The organism is Streptomyces sp., assembly GCF_035644915.1.
Classification (GTDB): Bacteria; Actinomycetota; Actinomycetes; order Streptomycetales; family Streptomycetaceae; genus Streptomyces.
The window spans coordinates 122300-141427 of record NZ_DASQNP010000183.1 but is presented as its reverse complement, the minus strand read 5'-3'; the positions used below and the strand labels follow the sequence as shown (position 1 = coordinate 141427).

Annotated in this window: 20 protein-coding genes and 1 riboswitch; of the genes, 8 read left to right on the top strand and 12 right to left on the bottom strand. The window is 75.1% G+C overall.

What is annotated here, in order from left to right; translation table 11 throughout:
* On the bottom strand, window positions 1-1034 hold a 1034-nt coding region (locus VE546_RS20685; protein WP_324924521.1), incomplete at its 3' end, for a LysR family transcriptional regulator.
* 315 nt (window positions 1035-1349) lie between these two features.
* Here VE546_RS20685 and snpA point away from each other — a divergent pair.
* Window positions 1350-2009 carry a snapalysin gene (gene snpA / locus VE546_RS20680; protein WP_324924520.1) on the top strand — a complete coding sequence of 220 codons (660 nt, stop codon included), beginning with the start codon at window positions 1350-1352 and terminating at the stop codon, window positions 2007-2009.
* 157 nt (window positions 2010-2166) lie between these two features.
* Here snpA and VE546_RS20675 read toward each other — a convergent pair whose 3' ends face one another.
* The 4 genes from VE546_RS20675 to VE546_RS20660 form a co-directional block, all read right to left on the bottom strand.
* Window positions 2167-3177, bottom strand: coding sequence for a zinc-binding dehydrogenase (locus VE546_RS20675; RefSeq protein WP_324924518.1), 1011 nt, complete (start codon window positions 3175-3177; stop codon window positions 2167-2169).
* Between the two features lie 84 nt (window positions 3178-3261).
* On the bottom strand, window positions 3262-4287 hold the full coding sequence (locus VE546_RS20670) for a glutathione S-transferase family protein (protein ID WP_324924516.1): 1026 nt from the start codon (window positions 4285-4287) through the stop codon (window positions 3262-3264).
* Window positions 4288-4377: 90 nt separating this feature from the next.
* Complete coding sequence (locus tag VE546_RS20665) at window positions 4378-5004, bottom strand: FMN reductase (protein WP_324924514.1); 627 nt, start codon at window positions 5002-5004, stop codon at window positions 4378-4380.
* A gap of 83 nt (window positions 5005-5087) precedes the next feature.
* Entirely contained in the window at window positions 5088-6179 is a 1092-nt protein-coding gene (locus VE546_RS20660; protein WP_324924530.1) for an LLM class flavin-dependent oxidoreductase, read from the bottom strand.
* Between the two features lie 260 nt (window positions 6180-6439).
* On the opposite strand from VE546_RS20660, the gene VE546_RS20655 reads away from it, so the two are divergent.
* Window positions 6440-6658, top strand: a complete 219-nt coding sequence (locus VE546_RS20655) for a hypothetical protein (protein ID WP_324924512.1) — start codon at window positions 6440-6442, stop codon at window positions 6656-6658.
* Window positions 6659-6794: 136 nt separating this feature from the next.
* On the opposite strand, the gene VE546_RS20650 is transcribed toward VE546_RS20655, so the two are convergent.
* Window positions 6795-7109: a multidrug efflux SMR transporter gene (locus VE546_RS20650; protein WP_324924509.1), complete on the bottom strand. Its 315-nt coding sequence runs from the start codon at window positions 7107-7109 to the stop codon at window positions 6795-6797.
* 42 nt (window positions 7110-7151) lie between these two features.
* A riboswitch (guanidine-III (ykkC-III) riboswitch) is annotated at window positions 7152-7213 on the bottom strand.
* 151 nt (window positions 7214-7364) lie between these two features.
* On the opposite strand from VE546_RS20650, the gene VE546_RS20645 reads away from it, so the two are divergent.
* Window positions 7365-8714 carry an endonuclease Q family protein gene (locus tag VE546_RS20645; RefSeq protein WP_324924507.1) on the top strand — a complete coding sequence of 450 codons (1350 nt, stop codon included), beginning with the start codon at window positions 7365-7367 and terminating at the stop codon, window positions 8712-8714.
* Here VE546_RS20645 and VE546_RS20640 read toward each other — a convergent pair.
* Both VE546_RS20640 and VE546_RS20635 read right to left on the bottom strand, forming a co-directional pair.
* Window positions 8708-9754 (bottom strand): S66 peptidase family protein, encoded by a 1047-nt coding sequence (locus VE546_RS20640; protein WP_324924505.1) that lies wholly within the window; start codon window positions 9752-9754, stop codon window positions 8708-8710. The two genes, VE546_RS20645 and VE546_RS20640, sit on opposite strands and share 7 nt — an antisense overlap.
* A gap of 32 nt (window positions 9755-9786) precedes the next feature.
* On the bottom strand, window positions 9787-10290 hold the full coding sequence (locus VE546_RS20635; RefSeq protein WP_324924503.1) for a gamma-glutamylcyclotransferase family protein: 504 nt from the start codon (window positions 10288-10290) through the stop codon (window positions 9787-9789).
* Between the two features lie 275 nt (window positions 10291-10565).
* Between VE546_RS20635 and VE546_RS20630 the strand changes: the two genes are divergently transcribed.
* Window positions 10566-11228, top strand: a complete 663-nt coding sequence (locus VE546_RS20630) for a dienelactone hydrolase family protein (RefSeq protein ID WP_324924501.1) — start codon at window positions 10566-10568, stop codon at window positions 11226-11228.
* Between the two features lie 83 nt (window positions 11229-11311).
* Window positions 11312-11965, top strand: a complete 654-nt coding sequence (locus VE546_RS20625) for a phosphoribosyltransferase (RefSeq protein ID WP_324924499.1) — start codon at window positions 11312-11314, stop codon at window positions 11963-11965.
* 44 nt (window positions 11966-12009) lie between these two features.
* Here the strand turns inward: VE546_RS20625 and VE546_RS20620 are convergent, their stop codons facing one another.
* From VE546_RS20620 to VE546_RS20605, 4 genes are all read right to left on the bottom strand, one after another.
* Window positions 12010-13203, bottom strand: coding sequence for a globin domain-containing protein (locus VE546_RS20620; RefSeq protein ID WP_324924497.1), 1194 nt, complete (start codon window positions 13201-13203; stop codon window positions 12010-12012).
* 103 nt (window positions 13204-13306) lie between these two features.
* Window positions 13307-13804 carry an Rrf2 family transcriptional regulator gene (locus VE546_RS20615; RefSeq protein ID WP_324924495.1) on the bottom strand — a complete coding sequence of 166 codons (498 nt, stop codon included), beginning with the start codon at window positions 13802-13804 and terminating at the stop codon, window positions 13307-13309.
* Between the two features lie 12 nt (window positions 13805-13816).
* Complete coding sequence (locus tag VE546_RS20610) at window positions 13817-15031, bottom strand: anhydro-N-acetylmuramic acid kinase (RefSeq protein ID WP_324924494.1); 1215 nt, start codon at window positions 15029-15031, stop codon at window positions 13817-13819.
* Window positions 15032-15078: 47 nt separating this feature from the next.
* Window positions 15079-16443, bottom strand: a complete 1365-nt coding sequence (locus VE546_RS20605; RefSeq protein ID WP_324924492.1) for an MFS transporter — start codon at window positions 16441-16443, stop codon at window positions 15079-15081.
* Window positions 16444-16708: 265 nt separating this feature from the next.
* Between VE546_RS20605 and VE546_RS20600 the strand changes: the two genes are divergently transcribed.
* The 3 genes from VE546_RS20600 (at window position 16709) to VE546_RS20590 (ending at window position 19046) form a co-directional block, all read left to right on the top strand.
* Entirely contained in the window at window positions 16709-16945 is a 237-nt protein-coding gene (locus VE546_RS20600) for a hypothetical protein (RefSeq protein ID WP_324924490.1), read from the top strand.
* Between the two features lie 200 nt (window positions 16946-17145).
* A complete protein-coding gene (locus tag VE546_RS20595) occupies window positions 17146-18501 on the top strand; it encodes a 6-phospho-beta-glucosidase (protein ID WP_324924488.1) in 1356 nt (451 codons plus the stop codon).
* 134 nt (window positions 18502-18635) lie between these two features.
* On the top strand, window positions 18636-19046 hold the full coding sequence (locus VE546_RS20590) for an SRPBCC family protein (protein WP_324924486.1): 411 nt from the start codon (window positions 18636-18638) through the stop codon (window positions 19044-19046).
* Window positions 19047-19128: the final 82 nt, after the last annotated feature.

The following is a 19128-nucleotide window of genomic DNA, read 5'->3' as shown; positions in this document are numbered from 1 at the left end:
CCGACGGGGCCGACGGGTCCGGGCTGCGCCGGGACCACGGCGGACACCCCGTCCCCGGGCGGGAGGCGGTCCCCCGGCGGGGGCAGCAGCGGGCTGCCGTTGCGCAGCAGCCACCGGCGGTAGGCGGTGCTGGCCCAGGCCGCCTCGGCGTAGGAGGCCAGCAGGTCGGCGTGGATGCCGTCGATCTCCGCCGCCGCGCGGCTGTCCGGGCGGCAGGCCAGCAGCAGCCGGACTCCCATCGGGTCGTCGCGCAACTGGCGGATGACCATGCCCTGGCGCGGCTGTGAGACGGGCTGGCACAGGCTCACCGCCTCGCCTCCGGCGATCAGCACCGCGGCGGTGGTGTTGTCGGACACGTGGATCATGCGCGGGCGCAGTCCGGCCGCCTCCAGGACGCGGCGCGTGGCGACCCACTCGTCGTCCGCCGTGAAGTCGACGATCCACTGGTCGCCGGAGAGGTCCGCGATGTCGACCACCCGGCGTCCGGCCTGCGGGTGGGTCGCGGGCAGGGCGATGAACTGCGGCTCCCGGGCGACCAGGACGTGCCGCTCCAAGCCCGTGGGGAACCGCAGCGGGAATCCCTCCAGTTCGTGGACGAAGGCCACGTCGAGCTGCCCGTCCGCGACCGCCTGGAGCAGCGAGTTGGCGGAGGCGTCGATGTGGATCGTGGCGTCGTCGCCGGGGTAGCGGGCGCGGAGCCTGCGCATCCAGCCCGCCACGGCCCGGCTGGCCGTGCTGCCGACCCTCAGCCGGGTCTCCCCCGCCAGGGCCGCCGCGTTCCTCGCCTCGCTCACCAGTGCCGCCATGTCCGCGACAATCGGACGGGCGCGGCACAGCACGGACTGCCCGAGGGCGGTCGGACGACTGCCGGTGCGCTCCCGGGTGAACAACCGTCCGCCGATGGTGTTCTCGATGCGCCGGAGCTGTGTGGTCAGGGAGGGCTGGGACATCCCCAGTCGCAGCGCGGCCTTGCGCATGCTGCCCGCGTCGGCGATGGCGCACAGCACGCGCAGATGCCTCACCTCGAGCTCCACGCCTGGAGGATAACGACGTGCCAACTACGCGCACCAGATGGCCAACCCCCATGGAAACGGCATGCCCGGCGCTCCCGGCGCGCACGGCCGGGCGGATCGTGACGGGGCGTCGGCACGCGGGGACGCCACGGGATGACACGGGGATGATGTCCCGTCGGCGAAGGGGTGATGCCTTAGTGCTATCACCATTTGACATCATCCCGGCGGTACGGAGGTCGAACAGAATTCTGGCCGTCCGAAGTTCTTCCGCAGAATCCGGCCGCTCCCTCAACTCTTTCCGGCGCCGGGTTCACGGACGGCAAGGAGTCCCCCCACATGAAGTCCTCCAGACTGGCCCTCTCCGTCACCCTCGGCCTCGGTCTCGCGATGAGCCTGGCCTCGGTGCCCGCGTCCGCGGCCCCGGCCCCGGTGGCCGACCGCCTCCCGGCCTCGATCGCGGCGTACTCCGGTTCCGCCGCCGACAAGACCAACACCAGGGCGTTCTTCGAGGCGGTGATGGAGTCGGCGCTGTCCAAGCAGCGCGTCACGGGCGCCCAGGCCGTCACCGTCGTCTACGACGCCAGCCGGGCCCCCACGTTCGCCACCCAGATAGCCCGCAGCGCGCAGATCTGGAACTCGTCCGTCAGCAACGTGCGGCTGGTGTCGGGCAGCAACGCCGACTTCCGCTACTACGAGGGCAACGACTCGCGCGGCTCCTACGCCAGCACCGACGGCCGCGGCAACGGCTACATCTTCCTGGACTACCGGCAGAACCAGGTCTACAACTCCACCCGCGTCACCTCGCACGAGACCGGCCACGTGCTCGGCCTGCCGGACCACTACTCCGGCCCGTGCAGCGAGCTGATGTCCGGCGGCGGTCCCGGCCCGTCCTGCACCAACGCCTACCCGAACGCCGCCGAGCGCAGCCGGGTCGACCAGTTGTGGGCGGGCGCCCTGAGCGCCCTCAAGAAGGAACTCTCCATCAAGTCCCGCTGATCGTCCGGGCGGCCTCGTCCACCCGGCAGCCCCCGGCACCCCCGCGTCGGCCCGGCATCGTCCCCCACGGATGCGGGGCCGACGGCCCGTTCCGCACCGGTCCGGCCCTTTCCGCCCGCGCCACGGGGAGTTGGCGCGCGCCGGGCGCCGGCGCGCGTCAGGGCCTGAGGATCAGCCGGACCGGATTGCCCTCCTTCTGCAGCAGCCGGTCCACCGCCTCCCGGGCCTCGGTCAGCGGCAGCACGCCGCTGACCGACTTCGAAAGCTCCAGCCGGTGCAGCCGCGCCAGCGAGACGAGCTGCCGGACGTGTACGCCGGTGGAGCCGTGGTGTCCGAGCACCTGCTGCCCGAGGCGGCTGAAGGCGGTGCCGTCGCCGATGGTCAGCGGCCCGTCCACGGGGCCGACCAGCACCAGCCTGCCGCCCCGGGCCAGGCAGGCCACCGCCTGCTCCCGTACGGCCGGGACACCCGCGAAGTCGAACGCGACGGCCAGTCCCGCACCGCCGGCCTCGGCCCGCACCCGGGCGGGCAGCTCGGGGTCGTCCGGCGGGAGGGCCGCGTCCGCACCGAAGGCCAGGGCCCGCTCGCGCGCCTCGGGCAGGGGGTCGACGGCGACGACGGGGGCCGCCCCGACGAGGCGCAGCAGTTGTACGGCGTGCGCGCCGAGGCCGCCCGCGCCCCAGACGCCGGCCGGCCGCGCGGGCTCGGCGCGGGCGGTGGTGGTGATGGCGGCCCAGGGGGTGGACACCGCGTCCGGGATGATCGCGGCCTGCTCGAAGGGCAGGTCGTCCGGCAGTTCCACCAGCGCGGACTCGCTCGCCACCGCGTACTCCGCCCAGCCGCCGTCACAGTCCACGCCCCGGGTCCGCACCGCGTCGCCGTGCTCCTCCCCGGTCTGGAGCAGGACGCGCTGCCCCGGCCGCCAGCAGGTCACGCCCCCGCCCGGTTCGGCGACGACGCCCGACACCTCGTGACCGAGGGTGACCGTGTACCCGGACAGGTACGGCGGGGTGAGGGTGCCGTCGACCAGATGCGCGTCCGACAGACAGACCCCCGCCGCCTCGACCTTCACCAGCACCTCGCCCGGCCCCGGCCGCGGAGTGGGCACGTCCTCCACGGCGAAGGCGCGGGTCCTCACGTCGAGCCGTCCAGCCAGCACGGTGATCACCTGGCTTCCGTGTGGGTTCCTGCGGTCTCCCCCGCCCGGCCGGGAGTACCCCGGCCGGGCGGGGGGAACGCGGGCCGGCCGCGGCTACCGCTCCTCCGCCCGGCCCTCCGGCGGGACCTCCTCGCCCGCGGGCACCGGGCCGGGGGCGGTCCCGTCGCCGAAGGGCCGGCCGCCCAGTTCCTCGCGGTGGTGCGGGGCCGACCAGCCGGACAGGTCCGGGCCGAGCGGCACGATCTGCGTCGGATTGATGTCGGTGTGGACCTGGTGGTAGTGCCGCTTGATGTGGTCGAAGTCGACGGTGTCGCCGAAGCCGGGGGTCTGGAACAGGTCGCGGGCGTAGGCCCACAGCACCGGGTCCTCGCTGAGCTTGTTGCGGTTGCACTTGAAGTGGCCGTGGTAGACCGCGTCGAAGCGGACCAGGGTGGTGAACAGCCGCACGTCGGCCTCGGTGATGGTGTCCCCGACCAGGTAGCGCCGGGTGGACAGGCGCTCCGACAGCCGGTCCAGGCGCTCGAACAGCCGGCGGTACGCCTGCTCGTAGGCCCGCTGGGACTTGGCGAAGCCGGCCCGGTAGACGCCGTTGTTGACGTCCCGGTGGACGGCGTCCATCACCTCGTGGATCTCGTCGCGCAGCGGCTCGGGGTACAGGTCCGGCGCTCCGGCGCGGTGCAGCGCGGTCCACTCGGTGCTGAAGTCCAGCGTGATGCGCTGGTAGTCGTTGGTGACGAGCCTGCCGCTGGGGACGTCGACGATCGCCGGGACGCTGATCCCGCCCCGGTAGCCGGGCTCGCGGGCGGCGTAGGCCTCGCCCAGGTAGGCGATGCCCAGCACCGGGTCCCGGCCGTCCGGGTCCAGGGTGAAGCGCCAGCTCCGCTCGTCCTGCAGGGGGTCGGTGACCGCCAGCGAGATCGCGTCCTCCAGGCCGAGCAGGCGCCGTACGATCAGCGCGCGGTTCGCCCAGGGGCAGGCCCGGCTGACCACCAGCCGGTACCGTCCCGCCTCGACCGGCCAGCCGTCCGCGCCGTCGGCCGTGATGCGGTCGGTGAAGTGGCTGGGCGACCGCTCGTACTCGGCGGTGGTGCTGCCGGGGTTCCCTGCGGTGGTGGTCATGTCGCGGTTCTCCCGTCCGGGTGCAGGCCGTGGGACCGGACGTCTACCCGGTCCCACGGCCCGGCATCCGCTCCGGCGCCGGGCGCCGGGCTACCGCAGCCCGAGGGAGGCCAACTGCTCCCGGAAGGGCGTGACGGGTTCCCCGTCCGGGCGCCCGGCGGACGCGGGCCGGGCCCGCACCAGGTCCGCCAGTTCCTCCGCCGCCCGCTCGATCCGCCCGGACAGCTCGTCGTGGCGGGCGTCCCCGGCGCCCCAGTCCTCGGTGGCGGCGTAGACGGCGGTGGGCACCACGACCGCCCGCAGGTGGGCGAACATCGGGCGCAGGGCGTGCTCCAGGGCCAGGGAGTGGCGCGGTGTGCCGCCGGTCGCGGCGACGGCCACGGGCTTCCCGCGCAGGGCGGTGTTGTCCAGTACGTCGAAGAAGGACTTGAACAGCCCGCTGTAGGAGGCGTTGAAGATCGGTGTGACCGCGATCAGGCCGTCGGCCTCCGCCACCGCCCCGGTCGCCTCCCGCAGGGCGGGGCCGGGGAAACCGGTGACCATGGTGTGGGCGATGCCGGTGGCCAGGTCGCGCAGCTCGATCACCCGTGCCTCGACCGGGCGCTCGCCGTCCGCCAGATGCCGCTCGACCGCGTCCGCCAGCCGGTCGGCCAGCAGGCGCGTGGAGGACGGCCGGCCGAGTCCGGCCGAGACGGCCACGATGCGGATGGGTTCCATGTTCCTCTCCTGCGTGTGGTCCCGCGGTGTCCGGCGGGGTGGGCGGACGGGCGCGTGGGGCGCCCCGGACGGGCCGCGGGCCGTCAGGCCGCGGCGGCCCCGGCGTCGCGGCGGGCGACCAGGGCCCGGTGGGTCGGGCCGTCCGGGACGGTGTCCGGGCGGCCGGACGCGAACTCCTCGCGGAGCACGGGCACGACCTCCTCGCCGAGCATGTCGAGCTGCTCCAGCACGGTCTTCAGCGGCAGGCCGGCGTGGTCCATCAGGAAGAGCTGGCGCTGGTAGTCGCCGAAGTACTCACGGAAGGCCAGGGTCCGCTCGATGACCTGCTGCGGACTGCCCACCGTGAGCGGGGTCTGCTCGGTGAACTCCTCCAGCGAGGGTCCGTGGCCGTAGACGGGCGCGTTGTCGAAGTACGGCCGGAACTCGCGCACCGCGTCCTGGGAGTTCCGCCGCATGAACACCTGGCCGCCGAGTCCGACGATCGCCTGCTCGGGGGTGCCGTGGCCGTAGTGGGCGTAGCGCTCCCGGTACAGGTCGACCAGGCGCTGGAAGTGCTCCTTGGGCCAGAAGATGTTGTTGGCGAAGAACCCGTCGCCGTAGTAGGCGGCCTGCTCGGCGATCTCCGGGCTGCGGATGGAGCCGTGCCAGACGAACGGCGGGACGCCGTCCAGCGGCCGGGGGGTGGAGGTGAACCCCTGCAGCGGGGTGCGGAAGCGGCCCTGCCAGTCCACCACGTCCTCGCGCCACAGCTTGTGCAGCAGCGCGTAGTTCTCGATGGCCAGCGGGATGCCGTCGCGGATGTCCTTGCCGAACCACGGGTAGACCGGGCCGGTGTTGCCGCGGCCCGTCATCAGGTCCACCCGGCCGTCGGCCAGGTGCTGGAGCATCGCGAAGTCCTCCGCGATCTTCACCGGGTCGTTGGTGGTGATCAGCGTGGTGGAGGTGGACAGGATGAGCCGTTCGGTGCGGGCGGCGATCCATCCCAGCATGGTCGTCGGCGAGGACGGCACGAAGGGCGGGTTGTGGTGCTCGCCGGTGGCGAAGACGTCGAGACCGACCTCCTCCGCCTTGAGCGCGATGGTGACCATCGCCTTGATCCGCTCGTGCTCGGTGGGTGTCCGGCCCGTGGTGGGATCGGGGGTGACGTCACCCACGGTGAAGATCCCGAACTGCACTGCGCTCACTGGGCTCACATCCGAACTAGTTGATTATTCAATTACCCCGTCGAACGCCCCGCCGCTCACCCCTATTCCCCTCCCCCGGACCGCCGCACGGCGGGGTGCCGGATTCCCCGCACCCGGAGGGCATGGGCACCGGAGGCGGGGGAACCGCGTAGCACGGTATCCGCATATCGGGCTTTTGACGCATCCGGGCCGACGGAGGAGCACGGTGGCCGGACGCCGGACGCCCGTACGGGACGGAGAGTGAGGCAGCCATGTTCAAGCGCCACCGGAAGGAACGGGAGAAGCGGCTCGAAGAGGTCGCCAAGGAGCACGTCCGCCACCTGTCCGGGGAGACCGCGGCGGGCCGGACCGACCCGGCCACCACCGACCGCTCCAGGCGGCGGAAGACCTCGCCGGAGGAGGACGCCTCCCAGGGCCGGACGGCCGCTCCCGGCGGCTCCGACACCGAGGACCGCCACGACGGGACCTGACGCGCGGCGGACCACGGGCCCCCGCCGGCACGGCGACCGACGCCGGGGCGGCGGGGCCCGTGGTCCGTCCGGAAACCGGGGAGCCCCACGGTGCGGACGGCACCCGGCACCGGCGGGCACGGCACCGGGCACGGCCTCAGTGGAGGACCTTCAGCCCCACGACACCGGCGATGATCAGCAGCAGGCACACCATGCGCCCGGCGGTCACGGGTTCGCCGAGCACGGCCATCCCGTACAGGGCCGTGCCGACGGCGCCGATGCCCACCCACACCGCGTATCCGGTGCCGATGGGGATGCCCCGCAGGGCGTAGGCGAGACCGCCCATGCTCAAGGTGATGGCGACGAGGAACAGGACGCTGGGCCACAGGCGGGTGAAGCCCCGCGAGGCGGACAGGGCGGCGGCCCACACCGCCTCCAGGATTCCCGAGACGACCAGCACGACCCATGCCATGGGCGCGACCTCCGCGGTGTCGAGGATGCGTGACCACGTATGACTGCGCCGTCTTGTCCTGCCGGGTACGACGCGCTCGTCCGGGGCGCCGGGAGCACCGCGGCCACCGTAACACCCAGGCCGACGCCCGGGTCCGCCGCCCATGTCCGCGCGGTTCCGGGGCACGCGTGGAGACGGAAAGGGCGCGCGGGCACCCGGCGCGGCATCCCCCGCGCGCCGGTGAGCCGGCGGTGCACACCGCCCGGAGGAACCACCGTGGGAGGCCCGTCCATGCGCTACTACGCCGACCTGCACGTGCATTCCCGGTACAGCAGGGCCTGCAGCCGCAACAGCGACCTGCCGCGGCTGGCCTGGTGGGCCCGGCGCAAGGGGATCACCGTGCTGGGCACCGGCGACTTCACCCACCCTAAGTGGGCGCGGCAACTGCGCGAGGCACTGGTGCCGGCGGAGCCGGGCCTGTTCCGGCTGCGGGACGAGATCGACCGCGAGGTGCTGCGGACCCTGCCGCCCACCTGCCGCGGCCCCCTGCGGTTCACGCTCCAGGTGGAGGTCTCCACCACCTACGCGCGCGGCGGCCGGGGCCGCAGGATCCACCACCTGTGCCACGTGCCCGACTTCGACGCGGCCGGGGAACTCACCCGCCGCCTGTCCCGGTTCGGCGACCTCGCCTCGGACGGGCGGCCCGCCCTGGCCATGGACGCCCGTGACCTGCTGGAGGCCACCCTGTCCGCCGGGGAGGGCTCCTACCTGGTCCCGGCCCACGCCTGGACCCCCTGGTTCGGCGTCCTCGGCTCGAAGTCCGGCTTCGACGGCGTGGCGGAGTGCTACGGCGACCTCGCCGACCACGTCTTCGCGCTGGAGACGGGCCTCTCCTCGGACCCGGAGATGAACTGGCGGGTGTCCTCCCTGGACCGCTTCCGGCTGGTCAGCCACTCCGACGCGCACTCGCCGCCCATCCTGGGCCGCAACGCCACCGTGTTCGACACCGAGCTGGACTACTTCGCGATCCGCCGCGCCCTCATGACCGGCGAGGGGTACGCCGGCACCGTGGACCTGTATCCCGAGGAGGGCAAGTACCACCTCGACGGGCACCGCGGGTGCGGCGTACGGCTGGAGCCGGCCGAGACCAGGGCGCACCAGGGGAAGTGCCCGGTGTGCGGCAGGCGCCTGACGGTCGGCGTGCTCCACCGGGTCGAGGAACTGGCCGACCACCCCGCCGGGCGGCGGCCGTCCACCGCCGGCGAGGCGCTGAAGATCGTCCCGCTGCCGGAGATCGCGGCCGAGGTCCTCGGGGTCGGGCCGAAGACCAAGACCGTGGAGCGCGCCGTCGACGCCCTGACCGCCGCGCTGGGTCCGGAGCTGCCCCTGCTGCTCGACGTGCCCCCGCGGCAGGTGCGCGAGGCCGGCGAGCCGGAGACGGCCGAGGCGATCGAGCGGCTGCGCGCCCACCGGGTGCGGCGCGACCCGGGCTACGACGGGGTGTTCGGGACGGTCTCCCTGTTCGGGGACGGCGGGCCCGCCCCGGCGGACGGCCGGGCCGGGCGGTCCGGGCGGTCCGGCCGGACCGCGGCTTCGCGGATTCCCGGTCAGCAGGAGTTTCAGTAGGTCACGGTGATGCGCCGCCCGGGCCCGTCGACGCGCACCGGGCCGCCGTAGGGGATCACCAGTTGCGGGTCGGTGTGCCCGAGGTCGACGTCGAAGACGGCCATCGTGTCGGGTGCGTACGCCTCCAGCACGCGCAGCACCGCCTCGCGCTGCTCCCGCGCGTAGCGCTCGCCCTCCTCGGCGGTGGTGCGGCGGTCGATGGACCAGGTCTTGGGGCGGCCCATGAGCAGGGCCGGGAAGCGCCGCAGCAACCCGCGCTCGCCCATGCTGCGCAGGACGCGGAAGACCTCCTCGGCGCACGGCATCTCCTCGGAGGTCTCCAGGAAGAGCACGCAGCCGTCGTACGCCGACTCGTCGGGCTGGATCTCGCGGTCCGCCATCAGCAGTGAGGAGAGGACCTCCAGGCAGCCGCCCCAGCCGCGCCCCTCCACGACCCTCTCGGGCCCGTGCCAGGTCCAGCCCCGGCCCGGCCGGGTCTCCGGCTCGGTCTCGAAGGCGGCCGGATCCGTCCAGTCGCAGTCGGTGTCGCGGAAGCGCTCGGCCGGGCGCAGCTCGTACGGGCCGGAGGTGAACAGCGCGGCCCGCAGCGACTCGGCGGTGAGCGGGTGCACCGCGCCGGGGCGGCCCAGCTCGGTCATCACGCTCGCCCCGTGGTAGCCGACGACACCGGTGTTCCACAGGTGCACCAGCAGGTTGGTGTTGTCGCTGAAGCCGAAGAACGGCTTGGGGTTCGCCCGGATCAGCTCCCGGTCCAGCAGCGGCAGGACGGTGATCTGGTCGTCGCCGCCGATGCTGGCCATCACGGCCCTGATCGTGGGGTCGGCGAAGGCCGCGTGGATGTCCTCCGCCCGTTCCCGCGCGGTGGCGTCCATCGTGCGCGTGGTCGGGTACTCCACCGGCACCAGGCCGAAGTCCCGCTCCAACCGGGCGAGCCCGAGTTCGTACGGGACGGGGAAGAGCTCCGGCAGGCCGGAGGAGGGCGAGAGCACGGCGATCCGGTCGCCCGGACGCGGCTTCGGGGGGTGGGAGGGCGTCGGCATGCCCGCCACCCTAGGGGCGGCGCTCCGCGCGTTCACCCGGTTTCCGAACCGGCCGGGAGGCCGGCCGGCCCGTGCCGTCCCGCGGCGGGCGGCGCGCACCGGGCGGCGTAGGCGGCGAGGTGGCGTTCCGCGAAGTCCCCGGCGCTCCAGTCCCCGGGGAGCACGCCCCCGCCGGTCCAGACGTAGGCCCAGCAGTGCCGCCCGTCGGTCAGGGACAGACGCCGCCGCTCGTACTCCTCGCCCTCGAAGGCGTCGAGGACGCGCCACTCGCCGGGTGTCAGGTCCGTGAGGAGCAGGCCCGTCGCCGTCCCCCCGGCGGGGACGAGGCCGGGATAGGGGCGTCCTTCGAGCGCCGCGGCGCGCCACCCCGCGACGCCGGCCGGGGTACGGGCGGGCACCCGGCCCAGCAGCGCGCGCAGCACCTCGGGGAACCGCAGCGTCCCGTACGCGAACAGCGGGTCCGGGGCCGCGGCGAGGGGGTCCCGGTGCCCGGCGTCCACCGGGGTCGGGGCCTGGTCGGCGGGGCGGCGGAGCACGTGGTTCCTCCTGGAGTCCGGGATGCGGTCCGGGATGCGTCCGGGCGGCCGGGACGTGGTGGGGGCGTGGTGTGGGTGCGTGCCTGGCGGGGCCGGCGGCGGGGAGGGGCGTCGTACCGCCGGCAGGGGTCCGGTGCGCGTCCGGCCCGTCCCATGATGGCGCACCTCCGGCCGGCCCGGTACGGGCCGCCGCCCTCCCGGATGCGCCGCGCATACCGCCGCCGCCGGCGGGTACCTCCGGCCGGGCACGGACGTCCGCAGTGCGGGAGGTAGTGATGCTCCCCGAGACAGCCCGGATCGCCACCGACTCGGGAGCCGTCCTGACCGGAGACCTCGCCGTGCCCGACCGGGCCCGCGGCGTCGTGGCGTTCGCCCACGGCAGCGGCAGCTCCCGGCACAGCCCGCGCAACCGCGCGGTGGCCGGTGTCCTGCGGGAGGCGGGTCTGGGCACGCTGCTGTTCGACCTGCTCACCGAGGACGAGGAGCGCACCGACCGGGTCACCGCCGAGCACCGCTTCGACGTCCCCCTGCTCGGCCGGCGCCTGGTGGCGGCCGTCGACTGGCTGGTCGGCCACCCGTCCGCCGCCGGGCTGCCGGTGGGCCTCTTCGGTGCCAGCACGGGGGCCGCGGCGGCCCTGGTGGCGGCGGCCGAACGGCCCGGGGAGGTGCGGGCCGTGGTCTCCCGCGGCGGCCGGCCGGACCTCGCGGGCGACGCCCTGGACCGGGTCGGCGCCCCCGTCCTGCTGATCGTCGGCGGCGAGGACCGGGAGGTCCTGCGGCTGAACGAGCGGGCCGCCGCCCGGCTGTCCGCCCCGTGCACGGTGCACGTGGTGCCCGGCGCCACCCATCTGTTCGAAGAGCCCGGAGCCCTGGACCAGGTCGCCGCCGCGGCCCGCGACTGGTTCGCCCGCATGTCCCGCCGGGAGGCGTCCTGGTGACGGCGGCCCGGTGACGGCGTTCCGCCGCGGCCTCGAAGGGTTCGGAGGAACCGGGGCCGGGGCGAAGGGAGAGAAGAGAGACCATGCGCTACCACGACCGCAGGCAGGCGGGCCGCAGGCTCGCCGAGCCGCTGCGCGACCTCCAGCTCGGCGGCGAGCTGGAGCGTCCGCTGGTCCTGGCGCTTCCCCGCGGCGGCGTTCCCGTGGGCGCCGAGATCGCCCGCGTGCTGCACGCCCCGCTGGACGTGCTGGTCGCCCGCAAGATCGGCGCTCCGTTCAATCCCGAGCTGGGGGTCGGCGCCCTCGCGGGCGAGGGCCCCCCGCTCTTCGACGGGCGGTCGCTGGCCGTGCTCGGCCTGACCGCCGAGGAACTCGCCCCCCGGGTCGAGCGGGAGCGGGCGGAGCTGCGCCGCCGCGAGGAGCTGTACCGCGGCGGCCGTCCGGCCCCCGGGGTCCGGGACCGGTCGGTGGTCGTCGTCGACGACGGGCTGGCCACCGGCGTCACCGCGCGCGCCGCGCTGCGCGCGGTCCGCGCGCTCGGCCCGGCCCGCCTGGTCCTGGCCGTCCCGGTGTCCTCCCCCCAGGCCGCGGCGGCGCTGGAGCGCGAGGTCGACCGCCTGGTGTGCCCGTACCGGCCGGCGGCCTTCCAGGGGGTCGGGCAGTGGTACGAGGACTTCTCCCAGGTGGGGGACGACGAGGTGGTCGCCACCCTGCGCGCCTCCGCCGCCGCGCGGTGAGGCGCGGCGGCGGAGGCGCGGCGGGGAGCGGTGGACGCCCGCGGTCAGCCGTCGGCGTCCAGGCCCAGGTCGGGACCGAAGGACTCGTAGTGGATGCGGGACGCCGGGACGCCGCGCTCCAGCAGTCGGCCCCGCACCGAGCGCATGAACGGCGGCGGCCCGCACAGGTAGGCGCGGACGCCGTCGGGGAGGTCGACGCCCGACAGGTCGACCAGCCCGGTGCGCTCGGCGGGCCAGGGCCCCTCGGGCTGCTCGTACCACACGTGGGTGGTCACGTCCGGCAGCTTGGCGGTGAGGAGTTCGAGCTGCTCCCGGAAGGCGTGGGTGGACTCGCGGCGGTCGCCGTGCACCACGATCACCGGACGCGGCGCACCGGTGGCGGCCAGGTGGGACAGCATGCCGATCATCGGGGTGCAGCCGATGCCCGCCGAGGCCAGCAGTACGGGCCCGTCGCCGTCGTCCAGGACCACGTCGCCGAAGGGCGCGCCGACGGTGAGCACGTCCCCCTCGCGGACGTGCTCGTGCAGCCAGGTGGAGACCTCGCCGGCCGGGTCGCCGGAGGCCCGCTTGACGGAGATCCAGCGGTCGGTGCCGCCGGGGGCGCACGCCAGGCTGTACTGGCGGATCTGCCGGGCTCCGTCCGGCAGGGTGACCCGTACGGAGACGTATTGTCCCGGCCGGAACGGCGGCAGGGGGCCGCCGTCGGCGGGGCGCAGCACGAAGGTCGCCACCTCGGCGGTCTCCTCCATCCGGCCCACCACCCGCCAGGGGCGCCAGACGTCCCCGTCGTCGAGGCCGGCACGGGCGTACAGCCGCGCCTCCATGGCGATCAGGGCCCCGGCCATCAGCCAGTACACCTCGTCCCAGGCGGTGACGGCCTCCTCGTCCAGGGCGTCGCCCAGGACCTCGGCCATGGCCTCGAACAAGTACCGGCGCACGATCGTGTACTGCTCGGCGGTGATGCCCAGGGACGCGTGCTTGTGGGCGATGCGGGCCAGCATCCGGTCGGGGCGCTCGTCGGGGTGCTCCAGCAGCAGGGCGGCGAAGGCGGCGATCGATCCCGCCAGCGCCCGGCTCTGGGCGCCGTTGGCCTGGTTGCCCCGGTTGAACAGGTCGCGCAGCAGCTCGGGGTGGGCGGCGAACATCTTCCGGTAGAAGAGCGGGGTGATGTCGGCGATGGCGGCGCCGACGGCCGGGAGGGTGGCTCGCACCACGGCGGTGGACTTCTCGGACAGCATCACTGCCTCCATAATCTGCATCTCACATGCGAATTTTCGGACGCACAGGGGCCGTCCCGGGGCATCCCCGGTGTCCTGCGGGCGGGGTCCTGCGAGCGGTGCCCTACGGATCGGCCGGCGGCCGGGAGCGGGGTCCGCCCGGCGGGCGCCGGTCCGCGGGCGGCGGCCCGGCGAGCAGCCGGACCAGCGCGGGCCGGGGAGGCTCGCCGACCAGGTCCCGGACGGTCAGCGGGTCGAGGGAGGCGTAGAACGCCTCCTGCGCGTCGCGCAGCGCGGCCCGCAGCCGGCACGCGCCGCGCAGCGGGCACGGCGTGGACGGGTCCTCGCAGCCCACCACGTCACCGTCGCCCTCCAGCCGGCGGACCAGCCAGCCGATCGAGGCACCGCGGCCGCGGGAGGTGAGTTCCAGTCCGCCGCCCCGTCCGCGCCGCGCCTCCAGCACCCCCAGGTGCTGCAGGCGGCTCACCACCTTGGACACGTGCGTGTACGGCGCGGCCACGGACTCCGCCACCTGCCGGGAGGTGGGCGTCTCCGCGCCGTCCGCGACCGCCAGGCGCATCACGACGCGCAGCGCCAGGTCGGTGAACTTCGTCAGCCGCATGCCGGGACCGTATCAATTGGCATCTGGGATGCGAATTTCGGGGGCGCGGGAACGTCCGGTCCCGGCCACGCGCAGCCGGGTGGGCGCCTCCCCGCCGGGGGCCGGGAGGCACGGCCCGCACCGGCCGGGGGTGATGGAGCCCAGCACGCTGGCGTGGCGCGCGCCGGTGCAGGACGGGACCGTGCCGGGCAGGCCATGGACCGTCAGGAAGCCCAGGAGCGCGAAGGCGAGGGCCTCCTTGGCGCCGGAGGGCAGGCCGAGGTCGTCGGACGTGCGCACCGGGACGCCGTCCAGCGCCCGGCCGAGCGCGGCCATCAGGGCGGGGTTGCGGGTGCCGCCGCCCGAGGCGATCACCTCGGTGCCCCCTTCGGCGCGGACGGCGTCGGCGACCGTCCGCGCCGTCAGCTCGGTGAGCGTGGCCAGGACGTCCTCGGCGGCCAGGTGGCCGAAGCCGGCCAGCGCGGCCCGCAGATAGGCCGGGTTGAACAGCTCCCTGCCCGTGGTCCGGGGAGCGGGCAGGGCGTAGTACGGCTCGGCCAGCAGCCGCTCCAGCAGCGGCGCGTGGACGGTGCCCGCGGCGGCCAGGGCTCCGTCGGTGTCGCGGTCCGCGCGGCCGCCGGTCAGCTCCCGGACCGCCTCGTCGAGCAGGACGTTGGCGGGCCCGGTGTCGTACGCCCGCGGGCCGCGCGCCCCGGACACCACCGTGATGTTGGCGATGCCGCCCAGGTTCAGGGCGACGGGGACCCCGGGCCGGTCGCGCAGCCACATCACGTCCAGGGTGCTCACCAGCGGCGCCCCCTGCCCGCCGGCCGCGACGTCGCGCGGGCGGAGGTCGGAGACGACGATGCGGCCGGTGCGCTCGGCGATCCAGGCGGGCCGGCCGAGCTGGAGGGTGCCGCGGACCCGGCCGCCCTCCGTCCAGTGGTAGCAGGTCTGCCCGTGCGAGACGACCAACTCGGCCCGCCCGTCGCACAGTTCGCGGTCGGCGCGGGCCGCGGCCGCCGCGAGGGCCTGCCCGAGGAGGGTGTCGAGGCGGCACACGTCGGCCATGGTGGTGGCCGACGGCGGCAGCGCGGCGAGCAGGTCCCGGCGCAGCCCGTCGGGGAAGGCGTGGTCGAGGGCGCCGAGCGGGGCCAGGACGACGGTGTCCCCCTCGATCGCCAGATCGGCCGCCGCCGCGTCGATCGCGTCACAGGACGTGCCCGACATCAGCCCGATCACCCTCATCCGCTCTCCCCCTCCGGGCCGTCAACTCCGCCCACCGGTCCCGTCCGTCAGTCCCGCAGCGCGCGCCGGTGGTCGTCGCCGCGCAGGGCGAGCAGCGCCGGCAGGCCGACGGCGCAGACGGCCACCACGTAGTACGCGGGGATGTCGGCGTCCCCGGTCCGTTTGATCAGCTCGGTGACGACCAGTCCGGCCGAGCCGGAGAACACGGCGTTGGACAGCGCGTACGCCAGGCCGAGGCCGGTGTAGCGGACCGTGGTCGGGAACATCTCCGCGAGCATCGCCGGTCCGGGCCCGGCCAGCAGCCCCACCGCCGCGCCGGCGCCGAACACCGCCGCCGACTTGGCCGCCGCCGAGGCGTCCGGGTCCTGGAGGAGGTTCAGCAGGGGCAGGGCGAGCAGGACCAGCAGGACCGTTCCGGTGACCATCACCGCCCGCCGTCCGATCCGGTCGCTGAGTGCTCCGGCGGGCAGGATGGCCAGCGCGAAGCCCGCGTTGGCCACGACCGTGGCGACCAGTGCCTGCCGGAAGGACGCCCCCAGGGTGGTCTGGAGGTAGGACGGCATCACGACGAGGAAGGTGTACCCGGCCGCGGACCAGCCCATCAGGCGGCCGATCCCCAGCGCGACGGCCCGGCCCGTCGCGGCGGCCGACGGCGGCGCGGTCGCGGGGGCGGTCTCCGGCGCGGGCGCGCCTCCCCCTTCCCCGGTGCCCGTCCCCCGGTGCGTCCCCCGGGCCGAACGCCGGAAGGAAGGCGTCTCCTCCAGGCGCAGCCGCAGCCACAGGGCGACCAGCCCCAGGGGCACCGCCAGCAGGAACGGCAGCCGCCAGCCCCACCGGTGGAGGTCGTCCTCGCTCAGCACCGTGGCCAGCAGCGCGGCCAGGCCGGCGCCGGCGAGCAGGCCCAGCGCCACCGTGAACGACTGCCACGCCCCGTACAGCCCGCGCCGCCCGGGCGGCGCGAACTCCGTCATCACCGACACCGCGCCGCCGAACTCGCCGCCCGCCGACAGCCCCTGCACCACGCGGACGAGGGTGAGCAGCCACGGCGCGGCGGCGCCCACCGCGGCGTACGTGGGCAGCAGGCCGATCGCCGCCGTGGCGGCGGTCATCAGCAGGACGACGAGGATCAGCGTGGGACGGCGGCCGATCCGGTCCCCCACCCGGCCGAAGAGGGCGGCTCCCACCGGGCGGAAGAAGAACGCCAGGGCGAAGGAGGCGTAGGTCTTCACCAGGGCCTCGAGGTCGCCCGCACCCTCGGGGGTGAAGAAGTTGGCGGCGATGACGGTGGCGAAGTAGCCGTAGACCCCGAACTCGTACCACTCGATGAGGTTGCCGACCGATCCGGCCACCAGCGCGCGGCGCGCGGCGTACGGTGTGCCGTCCCCGGTCCGGGCCTGCGCGGTTGCCGTCATCGTCCGTCCCTCCGGTCGCCGTCGCCCCTCCCGCCATGCCCTTCATGCCCCGCCGGGCGGGAGGGAATGTCCGGACCCCGGTTTGGATTGTCGGGGGCATGCCATAGCGGCCGGAAGCCCTTCCTCCCGGCTTCCTCCCCGGCGCGTGAGCCGGGCGGGTGGTTGCGGTGCGCCGGTCGGAGACCGGCCGCCGCGTCGCGGGAGCCGCCGCCGGGCGCCCGCCCCATCCTTGCGGCTGACCGAACCAGCGGAGGAGGAACGTTTCATGAGCGTGTGCGAGGTGTGCGGCAACGACTACGAGATGGCGTTCGAGGTGCATGCGGCGGGCGCCGTCCACGTCTTCGACAGCCTGGAGTGCGCGGCCCAGCGGATGGCTCCCATCTGCGAGAACTGCGAGTGCCGCATCCTGGGCCACGGTCTGCAGTCGTCCGACGGGCGGTTCTTCTGCTGTGCCCACTGCGCGCGCGTGCAGGGCTACCGGGAACTGGTCGACCACGGCTGAGCGGCCGCCGCCCCGCGCCCCGGACGGGCCGCCCCCGAAAGCCCGGGCCCGTCCGGGGCGCGGGAACACGCGGCGGTGTGCGACCATCTCAGCCGGCCTCGCCGAGTCCCGCGGGGCGGGAAGGGGTGACGCGTGGACGCCGTGGAGATCGTGGACGCCGTGAGGGCCGTGGTGGACGCCGGGCCGGGGGTGACCGGGGCATGAGGCTCACCGTGCTGGGCGGCGGCGGGTTCCGGGTTCCGCTGGTGCACCGGGCGCTGCTCGACGACGCGGGGGAATCCCCTTCCCGGGACGGGGCCCGCTGCACCGAACTCGTCCTGTACGACACCGACCGCGCCCGGCTGGACGCGATCGGCGCGGTCCTCGCCCACCAGCGGGAACACCACACCGGCCCGGCCCCCGCCGTCCGGGCCACCACCGACCTCGACGACGCGCTGCGCGGTGCCGACTTCGTCTTCTCCGCGATCCGGGTCGGCGGCCTTCCCGGCCGCGTCCGCGACGAGCGGATCCCGCTCGCCGAGGGCCTGCTGGGGCAGGAGACGGTGGGCGCGGGCGGGGTGCTGTACGGCCTGCGCACCCTGCCGGTGGCCGTACGGATCGCCGAGCGGGTCGCCGCCCTCGCCCCGGACGCCTGGGTGATCAACTTCACCAACCCCGCGGGCATGGTGACCGAGGCGATGGACCGGGTCCTCCGGGAGCGCGGCCTGGCCGGCCGCGTCATCGGCATCTGCGACTCCCCGGTCGGGCTGTGCCGCCGCGCGGCGCGCGCCCTGGGCGCCGACCCGGACCGCGCCGGATACGACTACGTGGGCCTGAACCACCTGGGCTGGCTGCGCCGCCTGACCGTGGACGGCCGCGACCGGCTGCCCGAGCTGCTGGCCGACACCGCCGCGCTCGAATCCTTCGAGGAGGGCAGGCTGTTCGGCGCCGACTGGCTGCGGGCGCTGGGCGCGCTGCCCAACGAGTACCTGCACTACTACTACTTCCACCGGGAGGCCCTCGCCTCCGTCCGCTCCGCCGCGGCCACCCGCGGCGAGTTCCTCCTCGGCCAGCAGTCCCGCTTCTACCAGCGGGCGCGGCCGGACGACCCGGCCCGGGCGTACGAGGAGTGGGAGCGCACCCGCCGCGAGCGCGAGGAGACCTACCTGGCGGAGAACCGCGAGGCCACCGGCGGGTGGGAGCGCGACGGCTGCGACCTGGACGGCGGCGGCTACGACCGGGTCGCGCTGGCCCTGATGCGGGCGGTCGCCCGGGGCGAGCGCACCACCTTGATCCTCAACGTCCCCGGCCGCGGCGCCGTGCCCGGGCTCGACGACGACGCGGTGGTCGAGGTGCCGTGCCTGGTCGACGCCACCGGCGCCCGTCCGCTGGCGACCGGTCCCGTCGCCCCGGACCAGCTCGGGCTGATGCTGTCGGTCAAGGCCGTCGAGCGGTCCGCCATCGAGGCGGCGCACAGCGGCTCGCGCCGCGCGGCGCTGCGCGCCCTGGCCCTGCACCCGCTGGTGGACTCGGTGCGGGTGGCCGAGCGGCTCCTGGACGCGGCGGGCGGGTTCTGACGGGCGCCCGCCGCGGCGGGCGGGTGACACCGCGGACACCGGCGGATACCCGCGGCCACCGGTGGATGCCCGCTCCCGACCGGGGTACGCCGTTCTGCGTCCCTTGAACGCGACCGACCCCGGGAGTGAGACCGGTGAGCGAATACGAGCGTTCCCGCACCATGCCCGCCCTGCCCGAGCTGGTCTTCGACCAGGTGTCCGACCTGGACCGGCTGGACCGCTGGCTCCCGCAGGACCTCCACGCCCAGGTGGAGGACCCTCCGGCCGTGACCGTGCACGAGGACCGCACCGGGCACGACGTCCGGGCCCTGTTCGAGGTCCGGCCCGAGCAGCTCCGGGCGGAGTGGGGCACCCGCGACCAGGGCTCGTACGCGGGCTGGCTCCAGGTCGCGGGCATCGGCAGCGGCGCGAGCGAGGTGACCGTGCACCTGTCCTTCTTCGACGAGGACCACGCTCCCCCGAGGGAGGCCGTCCACGCCTCTCTGGACCGGAGCCTGGAGCGGCTGGCCGAGGAGGTGCGGATGCGCGGCGAGCAGGCCGGCTGAGGGCCACCGGCTCGCCCTTCCGGGGGCGCTCCGCGCCCCCGGAAGGGCCCGGTCAGCCGTTTGGGGGCGCCTCGGCGGAGAG